The organism is Candidatus Darwinibacter acetoxidans (assembly GCF_041936445.1).
Taxonomy (GTDB): Bacteria; Bacillota; Limnochordia; order Darwinibacteriales; family Darwinibacteriaceae; genus DTU010.
In genome coordinates this window covers 1-1,203 of the sequence record NZ_JBHGXH010000049.1, presented here as the reverse complement: position 1 = coordinate 1,203, position 1,203 = coordinate 1, and the positions used below count along the sequence as shown (strand labels likewise).

The following is a 1,203-nucleotide window of genomic DNA, read 5'->3' as shown; positions in this document are numbered from 1 at the left end:
TGCGGCGATCGGGGCGAGGTCGGGGAGGCCCTCGATCACTCCTCACCCCTCCCGGAACCGACGACCTGCCCGTCCTTGACGAGGTAGTAACCGCCAGGATACCGGAGCGTGTAGGAGGTCTGCCCGGCGGCTTCGTAGTCGCTGATCTGTTGTTCGAGCACCGCCCGATCCTGCGGAGTGTGGCCGTCGAGGATGAAGGCGCGGACGGTCGGCGAGAGTGCGCGGGGCCGGGGTGCGGCAGGGGTGCCGGGATCGCGCGGGGCGAGAGGATCGGGAGGCGATGCAGGGGAGAAAAGTGCGCGGATCGCGTCGAGGACCGCGATCAGGAATGTTGCCAGTCTAGACATGTCGGAGCCTCCGATTTGGCTTAGGGAGTATATGGGGGCCCAGAATAGATAAAGATATCTGTTTTAGTGGTTTTAGTAATAATACTACTTTATACGGAGGAGGTCGCGGGCGGCCTCCAGTCAGGGGCGACCTGCTCCAGCGGACACCAGTCTGGGATCACGGGGAAGTCGGTGAACTTTCGGCAGCGGAGGATGCCGCCCTCGTCGCACCACTGGCTAGCCCGGCAGCTCCGGGAGCCGGCGGCATAAGGGCACTCGTCGCAGAGTTCGATGCGGATGATCCGGGTCATGCCTCCTCGCCTCCGTCACAACCTTCCGGCGAATTTGCCGGGACGTTCTGGAGCAGCACGAGGAGGTCGGTCCACCGGAGCACGGCCAGCGGCTCCCGCCGGCTCTGCTTCAGGACGAGGAGGGGGGCGAGCCCCTCCGCCTCGGCGTTTCGGGTGCATTGTTTCCACCACGCCGGGAGCGCGATCGTTTCCTGCGCTTTGCACTCGATGCCGAAGGGGAACTGTGCCCGGGCGGCCGGCGAGAGGTAGAGGTCGCAACCGGACTGCCCCATCGCTGTGCTCTGGACGTCACCGGGATCGATGCCGAGGCGGTCGACCAGGTCCTGCCGGACCGCCTGCTGCAGCCGCCGCCCCTTGGCTTTGCGGGAGGCGGGGGTAGAGGCCACCACTCAGACCGCCCCCTGCAGCCTTATGAGTTTACGAGTTCTATGAGTTTGTTTCCAGTCCCTTCTTGTACATGTTTTTACTCTAGTATTGTACTGTTTTTCCTCACGCGTTGGGGTTGGGGGAAACTCATAGAACTCATACAGTGAATCTAATCTCCTCATATCTCTGGTTGTTTCCTC

At 62.8% G+C, this 1,203-nt stretch carries 2 protein-coding genes; both read right to left on the bottom strand.

Annotation, left to right across the window (positions count from 1 at the left end; translation table 11 throughout):
• Window positions 1-35: 35 nt before the first annotated feature.
• Window positions 36-347: a hypothetical protein gene (locus ACE4YL_RS02155; protein ID WP_461369083.1), complete on the bottom strand. Its 312-nt coding sequence runs from the start codon at window positions 345-347 to the stop codon at window positions 36-38.
• Between the two features lie 286 nt (window positions 348-633).
• Entirely contained in the window at window positions 634-1,026 is a 393-nt protein-coding gene (locus ACE4YL_RS02150) for a putative PDDEXK endonuclease (RefSeq protein WP_461369082.1), read from the bottom strand.
• Window positions 1,027-1,203: the final 177 nt, after the last annotated feature.

What these genes read in the sequence shown, in the direction of transcription:
- ACE4YL_RS02155 (WP_461369083.1), bottom strand. Translation starts at nt 347, where the DNA reads ATGTCTAGACTGGCAACATTCCTGATCGCGGTCCTCGACGCGATCCGC.